We start from the raw sequence: 14178 nt of genomic DNA on the forward strand, positions 1-14178 counted from the left end.
GACAATGTCGGAGCCTTGAACTAGCGTCTTAAGCATGGAGGAAGATCCTTCGGGCGCTTCATCCTGAATCCACAGCACGAACCACAGACCGCAACAGACCACATCAATTCGCAGCACTCGCCGTGCTGTTGGACTGGCCGGCAATACGGCACATAGGAAAGACCGAGGTGAATCATGGCCGCTCCCGCAGACCGTGAAAAGGCGCTGGCCGCAGCATTGGCCCAGATTGACAAACAATTTGGCAAGGGCTCGGTGATGCGCCTGGGTGACGATGTCCGTGCACCCATTGAAGTAATCCCCACCGGCTCCATCGCCCTGGACGTGGCCCTGGGCATTGGCGGCCTGCCACGCGGGCGCGTGGTGGAGATCTATGGACCGGAGTCTTCCGGTAAGACCACACTTGCCCTCCACGCCGTTGCGAGTGCGCAGAAGCTCGGCGGCATAGCCGCATTCATTGATGCCGAACACGCGCTGGACCCTGACTATGCAGGGAAGCTTGGTGTCGACGTCGACGCCCTCCTGGTCTCCCAGCCCGACACGGGCGAGCAGGCGCTGGAGATCATGGACATGTTGATCGGATCGGGCTCCCTGGATGTCATTGTCATTGACTCCGTGGCCGCCTTGGTGCCGCGTGCGGAAATTGAAGGCGACATGGGTGACAGCCATGTCGGTTTGCAGGCCCGCTTGATGAGCCAGGCGCTGCGCAAGATCACAGGGCGGCTGAGCCAGACTAAGACCACCGCCATCTTCATCAACCAGCTGCGTGAAAAGATCGGTGTGTTCTTCGGCAGCCCGGAAACCACCACGGGTGGCAAGGCGCTGAAGTTCTATGCGTCCGTCCGCATCGACGTGCGCCGCATCCAGACCCTGAAGGAAGGCGCCGACGCGGTCGGAAACCGCACCAAGGCCAAAGTCGTGAAAAACAAGATGGCCCCGCCGTTCAAGATTGCCGAGTTCGACATCATCTATGGCGTCGGAATTTCGCGCGAAGGCGGCATCATTGACATGGGTGTGGAACACGGCATCATCAAGAAGTCCGGATCCTGGTACACCTACGACGGCGACCAGCTGGGCCAGGGCATGGAAAACTCCCGCCGCTTCCTCAAGGACAACCCCGAACTCGCCGACGAGCTGGAGCGCCTGATCAAGGCCAAGCTCGGCGTGGGCGTCCTGCCCGAAGGCGAACAGGAGCAGGCGCCCAAGCTCAAGGCCGTCGACGGGTTCTAAGCCGCCGCCATGACTGCGAAGAGACCTGCTCCGGAACTGGACCCCGACGCCAATCCGGCGTCGGTGGCCCGGGCCATCATTCTCCGGCAACTGACCAATTCGCCCAAGAGCCGGCACCAGCTGGCCCAAAAGCTGGCCGAACGCAACGTCCCCGATGATGTGGCGGAGGCCGTTCTGGACCGCTTCGAGGACGTCAAGCTCATTGACGACGCCGAGTTTGCCCAGCTCTGGGTGCGCAGCCGGGCACAGAATCGATCCCTGGCCCGGGGGGCGCTCAAGCGTGAACTTGCAGAGAAGGGCATAGCCCCTGATTTGGCCGAAGCGGCGCTGGCCCAGGTCACCGATGAGGACGAGGCAGCAGGCGCCGAATCCCTGGTGCGGCGGAAGCTGCGGGGGTCAATCAACTTCAGCGACCGTGCCGAACGCGACAAATACACGAGGCGGTGGGTGGCGATGCTGGCCCGCAAGGGGTACAACCCGTCGGCGGCATTTGCCGTCGTGGCGCGGGTCATTGAGGAAACTCTTGAGGGCGAAACCCCGCACTATGGGCCTCCGGGCGATTATGCTAACGACATATGAGTAGCTTTTCCCGCCGATTCCTGCGCACCCTGGCCGCCACAACCGTCGCCGGGGTGCTCGCTCTGTCCGGCGTTGCAGCAAACCCCGTGGTGGCTGACGACGGCCCGCCCACCGGCTTTCCCACATGGGCCGATGTGCAGGCGGCCAAGGGCAACGTTGCTGCAACGCAGGCCGAGGCCACCAAGATTTCGGGACTGCTGGACAACTTGCAAACCCAGGCCGGCGTCCTGGGCCTGGCAGCGGTCAAGGCCGGGGCCGACGCCGCCGTGGCCAGGCAAAACCTGGACAGGGTGACCCAGCAGGTCCAGGTGCTCGACGCGGAATCGCAGAAAGCGGCCGCAACGGGTGCCAAGTACCGCCAGGAGGCGGTTGCCGTGGCCGTCCAGAGCTACAAGACCGGCGGCACCTCGCTCGGCCTGATTGCCACCCTTTCGTCATTAAGCTCGCAAGGCTCCTTGGAAGGGCTAGACACGCTGCACCGGGTCGGCGAAGAGGCTGCCGCCAAACAGACGCTTGCCCAGAATTCCGCCCAAGTGGCCACCTCTCTCTCCGACAGCAAGAAGGCCGCGGAGGCTGAACGTGCCAGGCTGGCAGGGCTGGCCAAGACCGCCCTGGATGCGGCCGTTGCCGCCCAGGCAGCGGTGGAAGCGCAGGTGGCGTCCACAAAGACGCAAAGCCAAACACTTGTGGCACAGCTGGCGTCCCTGAAAAACACCACGGCCGCAGTTGAACAAAAGTACCGGGCGGGCCAGGAGGCCCTAGCGGCCTACAACGCGGCCCAGGAGGCCAAGCGCAAGGCCGCAGCCGAACAGGCTGCCAGGGAACAGGCCGCCCGGGACCAGGCCGCAGCCAACCAGGCTGCGGCGAACCGAGCTGCAGCGAACCAGGCCGCGGCCAACCAGCCGGCCCCCGATCCAGGCAACGGCTGGATTCCCCCGGAAGTCCTGCTGCCCAACATTCCCGGCGGCGCTGTCAATGATCCCGGCGGGGCGCAGGCTTACGCCTCCTCGCAATTGGCATCCTTTGGCTGGGGCCAGGGACAGTTCCAGTACCTGCTGCTGCTCTGGAACCAGGAATCAAGCTGGTTGACCAACGCCACGAATCCCTCCAGCGGCGCCTACGGCATTGCCCAGTCGCTGCCGCCGGACAAGTACTCGTCCGCCGGAAGCGACTGGCTGACCAACTACCGGACCCAGATCAACTGGGGCCTGGGCTACATACGCGCCACCTACGGTTCCCCGCAGGGGGCCTGGGCCCACGAAGTCGCGTTCAACTGGTACTGAGCCGCGGTTTAGCGTCAATCCGCCGCAGGTCTTAAGCTTGGTGGGTGAGCCTGACCCTGAACGGCGTTGACCCTTCCGCCATTGCAACCCCCGCGCGCCCCCGCACCTACCAGGTGCGCACGTACGGCTGCCAAATGAACGTCCACGATTCCGAGCGCATGGCCGGCCTGCTCGAAGCTGCCGGGATGGTTGCCTTCGACGACGGCGGCGCCACGGCAGAGCTGGACACGCACGGCCAGCCTGTCGGCCCCTGCGCCGACGTGGTCGTCTTCAACACCTGCGCCGTGCGTGAAAACGCCGACAACAAGCTCTACGGCAACCTCGGCATGCTTGCGCACGTCAAGGAGTCCAACCCCGGCATGCAGATCGCCGTGGGCGGCTGCCTGGCCCAGAAGGACCGCGACACGATCCAAAAGCGCGCCCCGTGGGTCGACGTCGTCTTTGGCACGCACAACGTCGGTGCCCTGCCCGTCCTGCTGGAACGCGCCCGCCACAACGCCGACGCCCAAATGGAAATCCTCGAATCCCTCGACGTCTTCCCCTCCACGCTGCCCACCAAGCGCGATTCGGTCTACTCGGGGTGGGTCTCCATCTCCGTGGGCTGCAACAACACCTGCACGTTCTGCATCGTGCCCTCCCTGCGCGGCAAGGAACGCGACCGCCGCCCCGGCGAGATCCTCGCCGAAATACAGGCACTGGTCGACGACGGCGCCATCGAGGTCACGCTGCTGGGCCAGAACGTCAATTCCTACGGCGTGGAGTTCGGCGACCGGCTGGCCTTTGGCAAATTGCTGCGTGCCTGCGGCGAGATCCAGGGCCTGGAACGCGTGCGCTTCACCAGCCCGCACCCTGCCGCCTTCACCGATGACGTCATCGCCGCCATGGCCGAAACCCCCAACGTCATGCCGCAACTGCACATGCCGCTGCAGTCCGGCTCCGACAAGGTCCTCAAGGACATGCGCCGCTCCTACCGCTCCGCCAAGTTCCTCGGCATCCTGGACAAGGTCCGCGAGCAGATGCCGCACGCCGCCATCTCCACCGACATCATCGTCGGCTTCCCCGGGGAAACCGAGGAGGACTTCCAGGCCACGCTCGACGTCGTCGAAAAGTCCCGCTTTGCCACCGCCTTCACCTTCCAGTACTCAAAGCGGCCCGGAACGCCCGCGACGGACCTGCCGGACCAGCTGCCCAAGGAAGTGGTCCAGGAACGCTTCCTGCGCCTGACCGCATTGCAGGACCGCATCGCTGCGGAAGAAAATGCCAAGCAGGTGGGACGCCGCTTGGAGGTCATGGTCACGGCCCAGTCCGGCCGCAAGGCAGCGCAGACCCACCGCCTCTCCGGCCGGTCCCAGGACCAGCGGCTGGTGCATTTCAGCGTCCCCGATGGCGCTGAAACCCCGCGACCCGGCGACCTGGTCACCGTGACGATTACCGAAGCTGCCGCATTCCACCTGGTGGCCGACCCGTCAGTGGCCGACTACGCCCTGCGCCGTTCCCGTGCGGGCGACGCCTGGGACCGGGCCCAGGCCGAATCCTGCGGGGTGCCGGCAGCCGGCGCAGCAGCCGGCGGGAAAAAGGCCGTGTCCCTGGGCATGCCCACGCTGCCCGTCCGCACCGCGTGAGCACAGCCGGCCACGCCGCCGTCCGCCGGTTCCCGGGCGGCACGGAGCGGGCAGCGCTGCCGGTTGTCGCCGTCGTCGGGCCCACGGGGTCCGGCAAGTCCGAGCTGGCGCTGGAACTGGCCGAACGTTTCAACGGCGAGGCCGTCAACGCCGACTCCATGCAGTTTTACCGGGGGATGGACATCGGCACCGCCAAGCTGCCACTGGAACAGCGGCGCGGCATTCCACACCATCTCATGGACTTCTTGACCGTCCGTGAGGACACCACGGTGGCCGCCTTCCAGTCGATGGCGCGCGCCGCCATTGCCGGCATCCAGTCCCGCGGCAGGCTCCCCATCCTGGTGGGCGGCTCCGGGCTTTATGTCCGGGCGGCACTAGACGTCCTCGAGTTTCCCGGCACCGACGCCGCCATCCGCGCCCGCCTCGAAGCCGAGCTCGACGCCGGCGGGCTGGCCCCGCTGGCTGCCCGGCTGGCACTGGTGGACCCCGTGTCCGCGGCCCGCGTCGGCGACGGCAAACGTGTGGTCAGGGCCTTGGAGGTCCACGAGCTGACAGGGCGCCCCTTTAGTTCCTTCATGCCCGAGCGCAGCTACGTCCAGCCGACGGTCCAGATCGGCCTCAACGGCGACCGCGCCCAGCTTCACGCCCGTCTGGAGGCCCGCGTCCACGGCATGGTGGAGGCAGGGCTGCAGGCTGAAGTGGCAGCGCTACTCCCGCAGGGCCTGCGCGAGGGGCGCACGGCACGAAAGGCGCTGGGCTACCAGCAGTTTCTGCGTGTCATTGACGGGGAATCCACAGTGCCGGCCGCTGCGGCGGAAACCATCACGGCCACCCGGCAGTTCGCCCGCCGCCAAATCACGTGGTTCCGGGCCGACCCCAGGGTCCACTGGCTGGACTGGGCGCAGCCCGACCTTGGGAGTGCCGCTGCGGCCTTGGTCCGCCGTGCCCAAGGCGGGGCTCAAGCGTAAGCCGCAGTCCGGCGTCGGCCGTGGCGTGCCTTAGTCTTAATTCATGACTTTTGACCTCGCACCCCTGTCCGGCCTGCGATTTTCCAAGGGACACGGCACGGGCAATGATTTTGTGCTGGTGGCCGATCCGGACGGGGACCACGACATCGCCCCCGCAGCCGTGGCGCTGCTGTGCGACCGGCACCGCGGCATTGGCGGCGACGGGCTGATCCGCGCCGTCCGCTCCCGCCAATTGCCCGAGGGCGCGGCGCTGCTGGAGACCAACTCCGAAGCTGAGTGGTTCATGGACTACCGCAACGGCGACGGTTCACTGTCTGAGATGTGCGGCAACGGCGTGCGTGTTTTCGTGCATTTCCTCATCGAGCAGGGCCTGGTGGTGCTGGAACCCGGTGGGGAACTGACCATTGGCACCCGTGGCGGCGTCAAGGTGGTGGCCCGAACCGCTGACGGCTATCGCGTTGACATGGGCCCGTGGGAGTTCATCTTCCCGTCCCAGGCGAAGGACCGGGGCATGGACTCGCTGGTGAAGGCCGCCGGACTGGACGTGGACCGGCCCGCCCTGTCCGTGAGCATGGGCAACCCGCACTCCGTGGTGGCACTGGCGGATGAAGCAGAGCTGGCAGGCACCAACCTTACGGCGGCCCCTGTCGTGTCCCCCCAGCCGCCGCATGGGACGAATGTGGAATTTGCCGTTCCGGCGGAGCCCCTCGTGACGGACGGCGTCGGGCATATCAGCATGCGGGTGCACGAACGCGGCGTGGGGGAGACGCTTTCCTGCGGAACCGGCGCCTGCGCGGCGGCCGTGGCCACCCGCTTTTGGGCCGGGGACGACGCCCCGGACACCTGGCAGGTCAAGGTGCCCGGCGGCGTCGTCGGCGTGCGCTTCTTTCCCGGCACGGACGGGCTGGAACACGTGGAACTAAGCGGCCCCGCCGTGATTGTGGCCACGGGGGTCCTGGACTGATGCCGGCCTGATGCCTGTCAGGTGCCTGTTAGTCGGCGGTGCGGGTCACCCGCAGCACGCGGAAGGTCTTGGCCGTGGTCTCCCGGGACACTGTGAAGCCCGCCGCGGGGAAGCGCTGCAGCAGTTCGGCGGCAAGCCAACGTTGCAGCGAGTCGGCACCCAGGTTTTTTTGCACCACCAGGTAGGCGTTTCCGTCCTTGGCCAGGCGCGGGAGCCAGGTCAGCAAAATGTTGTGCAGTTCCTCCTTGCCCACCCGGATTGGCGGATTGGACCAGATGGTGGCGAAGCGCAGGGCGGGGTCGACGGCGTCGGGCGTGGAAGCATGCACATTGGCCAGGCCCAGGGCCTTCGCATTGTCATTCGTCAAGTCAATGGACCGGACGTTCACGTCCACGGCATAGACGGCGGCCCCTGGCGAGCGCAGGGCCAGCGTGAGCGCCACCGGGCCCCAGCCGCAGCCAATGTCGAGCAGGTTTCCCGCTGCGGCGGGCGGGGGAGCCTCCGAAAGCAGCACGGCCGTGCCCTTGTCCACCCCGTCCGGATTGAAAATGCCGCCAGCCGTTTGAAGCTGCCGCTCGGCCCCGGCCAGGACCACCGTGAGCGGCCGGCGCTTCAGCGGAGTTGACGGCTGTGAACTGAAGTAGTGATCTGCGCCCTGAGTACCCATAGTTCTGCCAGATTAGTGCGAAAACGGGGCCACCGGTATCTAGGCACGCCTAATGAGGTTGACCGGGCCTGTGTGTTTATCCACAGACATGGGCGGCCAAAGGTGTGTGCGTCGGTGCCCGGGACTACGATTGAAGACAACCCCATAAGGAGAACATGACCAACGCATCTGCACCCCTCGGTTCCGCCGACCGGAACGTGCCCCCGAGCGAATCGGGTGCCCACGGTTCCGGTTCAGCGGCGGACGGTTCGGGCACCGCCACCTCCAGCACGGCGGACAAGGCAGCCGGAACCGGCTCCGGACAGGACCTTTCCGTGGCCGAGATCGAGGCCGTCATCGACCGCATCCTGGCCAAGGATGCAGCTGTCGGCCGTGCCGTCCGCGAGGAGGCACGGTTGGACGCCGAGGACCCCCAATCCGCGGCCAGCAGCCACCCCGCACTGGGGCGGGCCCAGGCGGTCTCGGACTTGGCCTTTGAACACAGCAGGTTCGACGGCGACCAGTCCGAACTTGAAGAACGCAACGCCCTGCGCCGCAAGGCCGGGCTGTCCACCGAGCTGGAGGACGTCACCGAGGTTGAATACCGCCAGCTGCGCCTGGAACGCGTGGTCCTGGCAGGGCTGTGGTCCAACGGCACCATGGCTGATGCGGAAAATTCGCTGCGTGAATTGGCGGCGCTGGCGGAGACCGCCGGCTCGGAGGTGCTGGACGGGCTGGTGCAGCGCCGTGCCAAGCCGGACCCTGCCACCTACCTGGGCCAGGGCAAGGCCCAGGAACTGAAGGACATCGTGCACGCCACGGGTGCTGACACCGTGATCATTGACGGTGACCTGGCCCCCTCCCAGCGCCGCACCCTTGAGGAGGTGGTCAAGGTCAAGGTCATCGACCGGACCGCCCTGATCCTGGATATTTTTGCCCAGCATGCGCAGTCACGCGAAGGCCGCGCCCAGGTGGAATTGGCGCAGATGGAGTACCTGCTGCCGCGCCTGCGTGGCTGGGGCGAATCCATGTCCCGCCAGGCCGGCGGGCGGGTCGGCACAGCCGGTGGCGGCATCGGCTCCCGCGGCCCCGGTGAAACCAAGATGGAACTTGACCGCCGGAAGATTCGCACCCGCATGGCCAAGCTGCGCCGTGAGATTGCGGCCATGAAGCCTGCCCGCGAAACGAAGCGGGCCAACCGCAAGCGCAATGCGGTTCCCTCCGTGGCCATCGCCGGTTACACCAACGCCGGAAAGTCCTCACTGCTCAACCGGCTCACCGACGCCGGCGTCCTGGTGGAAAACGCCTTGTTTGCCACGCTGGACCCCACCGTCAGGAAGACCGAGACCTCGGACGGGCTGGGCTACACCCTGGTTGACACTGTCGGATTCGTCCGCTCCCTGCCCACCCAGCTGGTGGAGGCCTTCCGTTCAACCCTGGAGGAAGTGGCGGACGCTGACCTCATCCTGCACATTGTCGATGCTTCCCACCCGGACCCTGAGGGGCAGATCGCGGCCGTGCGCAGCGTATTCGCGGAAGTCGGTGCCCTGAAAATTCCGGAAATCATCATTCTGAACAAAGCCGACATTGCCGACCCCTTTGTGGTGGAAAGGCTCCGCCAGCACGAACCCCGCACCGTGGTGGTCTCCGCCCGGACCGGGCAGGGCATTGATGAACTGTTGGAAGCCATCAGTGAATCCATCCCGCGGCCCAGCGTTGACCTGACCCTGTTGATCCCGTATGACAGGGGGGATGTTTTGAACAGGCTGCACCGCAGTGATGCCGAAATCATCAGCCTGGAGCACGGTGAACACGGCACCATGGCACATGTGCACGTTCGTGAAGACTTGGCCTCCGAGGTTGAGCCCTTTGTCCAGCATGGGTGATACGGCAACCGCCACCGGCGCAACCGGCCCGAACAGTTCCGCCGGCGAGAAGGCACGGGCTGCACAGGCGCTGGAGCTGCTGGACTGCGCCGTGACCGCCATGGGCGGGCAGCTCCGCGAAGGCCAGCATGAGATGGTCCGCCGCGTGGTTGACTCCATCGAAACAGGCAACCACCTGCTGGTCCAGGCCGGCACGGGCACAGGAAAGTCACTGGCGTACCTCATTCCCTTGATCGTGCACGCCCTCGACAGCGGAAAGCCGTCCGTCGTGGCCACCGCCACCCTGGCGCTGCAGGCCCAGATTGTGGGACGGGACGTGCCCAGGCTGCTGGCCGCCCTCGAACCGCTGCTGCCCCGGCCCATCGACGTGGCGCTCGTGAAGGGCCGCAGCAACTATGTTTGCCGGCACAAACTCGGGGGAGGCTTCCCCTCAGAGGATTCCTCCGAGGGCGCTTTGTTCAGCCTGGGGGAGGACTCGAGCGTGGCGCACTTGCCCGGCGCCACCACGGGACCCACCTCGCCGCTGGGGCGTGAGGTGGTGCGCCTGCGCGAGTGGGCAGAGGAAACCGAAACAGGCGACCGCGACGAACTGCTCCCCGGTGTCACGGACAAGGCCTGGCGCCAGGTGTCAGTGACGTCCATGGAATGTCTGGGCGCCCAAAAGTGCCCGCTGGCCGAGACCTGCTTCTCCGAATTGGCCCGGGCCAAGGGTGCCGAGGCCGACATCGTGGTGACCAACCACGCCATGCTTGCCATCAGCGCCTTTGAAGGCATTGCTGTGCTGCCGGACTACGACGTGGTGGTGGTGGACGAGGCCCATGAGCTGCAGGACCGGGTCACCGGCGCCGTCACCGGCCAGCTCTCCGTGCAGATGGTCCAGGCGGCGGCGTCCAGCACTCGCAAGCACACCGGAATCTCGGTGGATGCCCTGCATGCCGCCGCCGCCGCACTGGACCTGGCGTTCGCGGGAACGCCGACAGGACTGCTGCCCAATGGACTCAGTGAGTCCCACACGTCCGCCGTCGAACAGTTGCGGGACGCAGCCCGGGCGGCACTGTCCGATTCGAAGCCGGAAGGCAGTGCCGCAGCTGATGGCGGCCGCTCCATTGCCCGGGCCCGGCTGAACCTCATCTTTGACCTGTGCGAAAGGCTGCTGGCCGCCGGCGATTCCCGGGAGGTGGTGTGGGCCTCGCGCCCAGGCACGTTCAAGCCGGGGCAGGGCTATCAAAAGGCCGACGACGGCGAACCGCCTGTCGTCAACATCGCGCCCCTCAGCGTGGCCGGCAAGCTGCGCGAGGGACTCTTCGCGGACCACACCGTCATCCTGACGTCCGCCACGCTGGCCATTGGCGAGTCCTTCCAGGCAACGGCCGGGGGACTGGGGCTGCTGGGCGCCGGTGCACCCGACTGGACCGGGGCGGACGTCGGGTCACCTTTCGACTATCCCAAGCAGGGGATGCTGTACGTGGCGGCGCACCTGGCCAAGCCAGGCTTTGGCAACTCGCCCGAGCAGCTCGCCGAACTGGAGGCACTCATCACGGCCGCGGGCGGCGGCACCCTTGCCTTGTTCTCCTCGCGGCGGGCCGCGGAAGACGCCGCGGAGAAGCTCCGGAAGAAGCTCAAGGTGAAAATCCTCTGCCAGGGGGACTCCTCCATGGCGGGGCTCATCAAGCAGTTTGCCGACGAACCGGACACATGCCTGTTTGGCACCATGTCCCTCTGGCAGGGTGTGGACGTCCAGGGCGCCTCCTGCCGGCTCGTGGTCATTGACAGGATTCCGTTCCCGCGCCCGGACGATCCCCTCGTCACGGCCAGGGCCCGCGCCGTGGCCCAAAGCGGCGGCGATGGGTTCATTGCCATCTCCGCGACCCATGCGGCCATCAGGCTCGCGCAAGGGGTGGGGCGGCTGATCCGCTCCAGCAGCGACCGCGGTGTTGTCGCAGTCCTTGACTCCCGCCTCGCAAATGCCAGCTACGGCGGGTTCCTGCGCGCCGCGCTCCCGCCGTTCTGGTCCACCAAGGACCGTACGGTGGCCCTCTCAGCACTCCAGAGACTGTCCGGCAAGTAGGGCCGGCCCGGTGGGCGGGCCGGCTGCCCAGCCGGCTGCATCGCCAGCTGGGCAGCCTGCCCGCAGACCCCTCCCGGTCCTGCTGCGGGCCTGCCTACAGGCTGCGCAGGACTGAAACCACTTTGCCCATGATCGTGGCAGTGTCGCCGAGGATTGGCTCGTAGCGGGTGTTCTGCGGCAGCAGCCACGTGTGGCCGTCGCGCTGGCGGAAAGTCTTGACTGTGGCCTCGTCCTCAAGGAGGGCGGCCACGATTTCTCCATTGTTGGCCGTGTTTTGGCGCCGCACAACAACCCAATCGCCGTCGCAGATGGCCGCGTCGACCATGGAGTCGCCGGCAACCTTGAGCATGAAGAGTTCCCCGCTGCCCACAATCTGGCGCGGCAGCGGCATGATGTCATCCACGACCTGGTCGGCGAGGATGGGCCCGCCGGCTGCAATGCGGCCGACAAGCGGCACAAATGCCGTGTCGGAGGAGCTGCTGAGCTCGGCGAAGTTCAGGCCGTTGGAGCTGCGGATGCGGTTGGGGGCCTCAACTCCCTCGATTTCCACCATGCCGTCGTCCAGGACCAGGGGGATCAGCACTTCCATGGCGCGAGGGCGCTTGGGGTCCCGGCGGAGGTAGCCGTGCCGTTCCAGCTGGGTCAACTGGTGCGTGACGCTGGACAGGCTGGCCAGGCCGACGTCGTCGCCAATCTCGCGCATGGACGGCGGGTAGCCCTTGTCGGCAATGGAGCGCTGGATGCATTCCAGGATCTTTTTCTGCCGCACGGTCAGGCCCTTCATGCCCGCCCTGCTGGGGGCCTGCGGGATGCGGTGCGGAGGTTCCGGTAGCGCCATGGTCCTTCGGTCCTTTCGTGGCCTGCAGCCATCTGCCTGCATCCACTCTGTCTGCCTGTAGGGGCCCGCCTGTGCGGGTGGCCCATAAATGTCAGTGCCTGCTGGTGGACTGCCATTAGCAGCTAGTCCTTGACTTCAAGATTAAGCCAGAATCGGGCGAATTTCAAACATTTGTTCTATCGAGTCTTGGCAACAGTCGTCAATAGATGCTAAAACTGTAGTACATCGGTTAGAACATACGTTCTAGCAATGAAAATGTGTATGGAAGTTGGCTCCTGCGGAACCGCTGCGGCACCTGCCCTGGGCAGGAAACGCACAGGATGAACCTCCATGGTGTGAAAGGAACTTCGATCATGAGTGCTTTGGTGTTTTCCCAGGCGGGACCCCATATTCCAGCCCGGCCACTGACGCTGACCCGGCGTGGGCGCGTGCTGTTGCTGGGCATCCCCTCCATCCTTGTCGCGTCGGCCCTGGTTTTCACCCTGTTGGCGGTGCTGCTCGGGGCCATTGCAAGCCCGGCAAATGCCGCCACCACCCACAGCTCGGTGGACATGGCTGACTACGCGGGCACCGTGACTGTCCTGCAGGGCCAGAGCCTCTGGTCGATAGCAGCCGCCAGCGACCCCACCCGCGACATCCGGGACGTTGTCTCCGATATCGTGGCGCTCAACGGCCTGACCACGGGCGTCCTGCAGGCCGGGCAGCAGCTTTACGTACCCCGCGCCAAGTGACCACATGGTGGGACGCCCGCCGTCACGAGTTCGTAAAGCTGCTCCGGTTCACCTTAAACTGGTCCCATGGACCAGTTTGAACGCCTCAGCCAGCTTCCGCTACGCGACGATCTGCGCGGGCGCCATCCCTATGGGGCACCGCAGCTGGACGTTCCCATCCTGCTCAACGTCAATGAAAACACCTTCGGGGTTCCGCTGGATGCCAAGGAAGCAATCCTGAAAGCTGTGGCGGACGAGCTCGACGGCCTCAACAGGTACCCTGACCGGGAATTTACCGAATTGCGCCGTGCGTTGGCCGCCTATTTGGGACACGGCCTGACCGAGGAAAACATCTGGGCCGCCAACGGATCCAACGAGGTGCTGCAGCAACTGCTCCAGGCCTTCGGGGGCCCGGGCCGCAGTGTCATGGGGTTTCCCCCCACATATTCGATGTACCCGCTGCTGGCCAGCGGCACCGGCACGGACTATGTGGCCGGGACCCGGGATGGCGACTTCGGCCTGTCCGCCGGGTCGGCCGCAGCCCAGGTGCGCCGGCAGGCCCCCAATGTTGTCCTCCTGTGCTCGCCAAACAATCCCACGGGCACCGCGCTGGGGCTTAACGTCGTGGAGGCGGTGTATGAAGCAGGCGAGGCGTCGAAGGCCATTGTCATAGTCGATGAGGCCTATGCGGAGTTCTCCCACACCGGCACCCCCAGTGCATTGACGCTGCAGGAGGGCCGGCCGCGGCTGGTGGTCTCGCGGACCATGAGCAAGGCGTTTGCCCTCGCCGGCGCCCGGGTCGGGTATCTGGCGTCTGCACCCGAAGTCGCCGACGCCATCCGCCTGGTCCGCCTGCCGTACCACCTGTCTGCCATCACCCAGGCCACGGCCGTGGCTGCCCTGCGCAATTCGGATTCCCTGTTGGCGAATGTCGAAGCCATCAAGGTCCAGCGGGACCGCATTGTCACTGAACTTGAAGCGCTTGGGCTGACCCCGGCGCCGTCTGACTCCAACTTCGTGTTCTTTGGCGGACTCCAAAGTCCACAGGCCGTGTGGGAGGGGCTGCTGGCCGCTGGCGTGCTCGTCCGGGACGTGGGAATCCCCGGGCACCTTCGGGTGACAGCAGGCACTGAAGCCGAAACCACCGCCTTCCTTGACGGGCTGCGCACCATCCTGGCCCGTTAGCCGCCCCACCCGAGAGCGGGGGCGGCCCCGTCGCCGCTCCCATGCCGCCCAACGGGGTCCCACGCCGCCAACAGGGGCCCGGCCCGGTTGGGCGGATGGGCATCCGCCCTCCTAAACTGTTAGTACACCAAGCGCGCGGCCGCCGCCCATTGTGCCCATCGGAAGGCGGGCGGCAGCCAACAATCCAAAGGACCTCCTGACA

The 14178-nt window shown here is 66.2% G+C and carries 12 protein-coding genes; 10 read left to right on the plus strand and 2 right to left on the minus strand.

Annotated elements, in window-relative coordinates; genetic code table 11:
- The first annotated feature begins 174 nt into the window (after positions 1-174).
- The 6 genes from recA to dapF are packed head-to-tail and all read left to right on the plus strand — an operon-like array spanning position 175 to position 6643.
- Entirely contained in the window at positions 175-1227 is a 1053-nt protein-coding gene (recA, locus tag LPN03_RS03655; protein ID WP_165180001.1) for a recombinase RecA, read from the plus strand.
- Positions 1228-1236: 9 nt separating this feature from the next.
- Positions 1237-1806: a regulatory protein RecX gene (locus LPN03_RS03660; RefSeq protein ID WP_165180000.1), complete on the plus strand. Its 570-nt coding sequence runs from the start codon at positions 1237-1239 to the stop codon at positions 1804-1806.
- Positions 1803-3089, plus strand: coding sequence for a hypothetical protein (locus LPN03_RS03665; RefSeq protein ID WP_262453173.1), 1287 nt, complete (start codon positions 1803-1805; stop codon positions 3087-3089). The genes LPN03_RS03660 and LPN03_RS03665 overlap by 4 nt, the downstream gene beginning before the upstream one ends.
- Positions 3090-3133: 44 nt before the next feature.
- Positions 3134-4711 carry a tRNA (N6-isopentenyl adenosine(37)-C2)-methylthiotransferase MiaB gene (gene miaB, locus LPN03_RS03670; protein ID WP_262453174.1) on the plus strand — a complete coding sequence of 526 codons (1578 nt, stop codon included), beginning with the start codon at positions 3134-3136 and terminating at the stop codon, positions 4709-4711.
- Positions 4708-5679, plus strand: a complete 972-nt coding sequence (gene miaA, locus LPN03_RS03675; protein ID WP_370875246.1) for a tRNA (adenosine(37)-N6)-dimethylallyltransferase MiaA — start codon at positions 4708-4710, stop codon at positions 5677-5679. The genes miaB and miaA overlap by 4 nt, the downstream gene beginning before the upstream one ends.
- 43 nt (positions 5680-5722) lie before the next feature.
- A complete protein-coding gene (dapF, locus tag LPN03_RS03680) occupies positions 5723-6643 on the plus strand; it encodes a diaminopimelate epimerase (protein ID WP_165179997.1) in 921 nt (306 codons plus the stop codon).
- A gap of 28 nt (positions 6644-6671) precedes the next feature.
- On the opposite strand, the gene LPN03_RS03685 is transcribed toward dapF, so the two are convergent.
- A complete protein-coding gene (locus LPN03_RS03685; RefSeq protein WP_165179996.1) occupies positions 6672-7310 on the minus strand; it encodes a class I SAM-dependent methyltransferase in 639 nt (212 codons plus the stop codon).
- A 155-nt stretch (positions 7311-7465) separates the two neighbouring features.
- Here LPN03_RS03685 and hflX point away from each other — a divergent pair, with 155 nt between their 5' ends.
- Entirely contained in the window at positions 7466-9175 is a 1710-nt protein-coding gene (hflX, locus tag LPN03_RS03690) for a GTPase HflX (protein WP_165179995.1), read from the plus strand.
- Positions 9168-11243, plus strand: a complete 2076-nt coding sequence (locus LPN03_RS03695) for an ATP-dependent DNA helicase (RefSeq protein WP_165179994.1) — start codon at positions 9168-9170, stop codon at positions 11241-11243. The genes hflX and LPN03_RS03695 overlap by 8 nt, the downstream gene beginning before the upstream one ends.
- A gap of 94 nt (positions 11244-11337) precedes the next feature.
- Here the strand turns inward: LPN03_RS03695 and lexA are convergent, their stop codons facing one another.
- Positions 11338-12081, minus strand: coding sequence for a transcriptional repressor LexA (gene lexA / locus LPN03_RS03700; protein ID WP_370875247.1), 744 nt, complete (start codon positions 12079-12081; stop codon positions 11338-11340).
- Between the two features lie 353 nt (positions 12082-12434).
- On the opposite strand from lexA, the gene LPN03_RS03705 reads away from it, so the two are divergent.
- Positions 12435-12812, plus strand: a complete 378-nt coding sequence (locus LPN03_RS03705) for a LysM peptidoglycan-binding domain-containing protein (RefSeq protein WP_165179993.1) — start codon at positions 12435-12437, stop codon at positions 12810-12812.
- 66 nt (positions 12813-12878) lie between these two features.
- Positions 12879-13976 (plus strand): histidinol-phosphate transaminase, encoded by a 1098-nt coding sequence (locus LPN03_RS03710; RefSeq protein WP_262453175.1) that lies wholly within the window; start codon positions 12879-12881, stop codon positions 13974-13976.
- Positions 13977-14178: the final 202 nt, after the last annotated feature.

The organism is Arthrobacter sp. A2-55, assembly GCF_025548615.1.
Lineage (GTDB): Bacteria > Actinomycetota > Actinomycetes > Actinomycetales > Micrococcaceae > Specibacter > Specibacter silviterrae.

Bases quoted from the DNA above. Each gene is read 5' to 3' on its own strand.
- recA (WP_165180001.1), top strand. From the start codon at position 175: ATGGCCGCTCCCGCAGACCGTGAAAAGGCGCTGGCCGCAGCATTGGCC.
- LPN03_RS03660 (WP_165180000.1), top strand. From the start codon at position 1,237: ATGACTGCGAAGAGACCTGCTCCGGAACTGGACCCCGACGCCAATCCG.
- LPN03_RS03665 (WP_262453173.1), top strand. From the start codon at position 1,803: ATGAGTAGCTTTTCCCGCCGATTCCTGCGCACCCTGGCCGCCACAACC.
- dapF (WP_165179997.1), top strand. From the start codon at position 5,723: ATGACTTTTGACCTCGCACCCCTGTCCGGCCTGCGATTTTCCAAGGGA.
- LPN03_RS03685 (WP_165179996.1), bottom strand. From the start codon at position 7,310: ATGGGTACTCAGGGCGCAGATCACTACTTCAGTTCACAGCCGTCAACT.
- hflX (WP_165179995.1), top strand. From the start codon at position 7,466: ATGACCAACGCATCTGCACCCCTCGGTTCCGCCGACCGGAACGTGCCC.
- LPN03_RS03695 (WP_165179994.1), top strand. From the start codon at position 9,168: ATGGGTGATACGGCAACCGCCACCGGCGCAACCGGCCCGAACAGTTCC.
- lexA (WP_370875247.1), bottom strand. From the start codon at position 12,081: ATGGCGCTACCGGAACCTCCGCACCGCATCCCGCAGGCCCCCAGCAGG.
- LPN03_RS03705 (WP_165179993.1), top strand. From the start codon at position 12,435: ATGAGTGCTTTGGTGTTTTCCCAGGCGGGACCCCATATTCCAGCCCGG.
- LPN03_RS03710 (WP_262453175.1), top strand. From the start codon at position 12,879: ATGGACCAGTTTGAACGCCTCAGCCAGCTTCCGCTACGCGACGATCTG.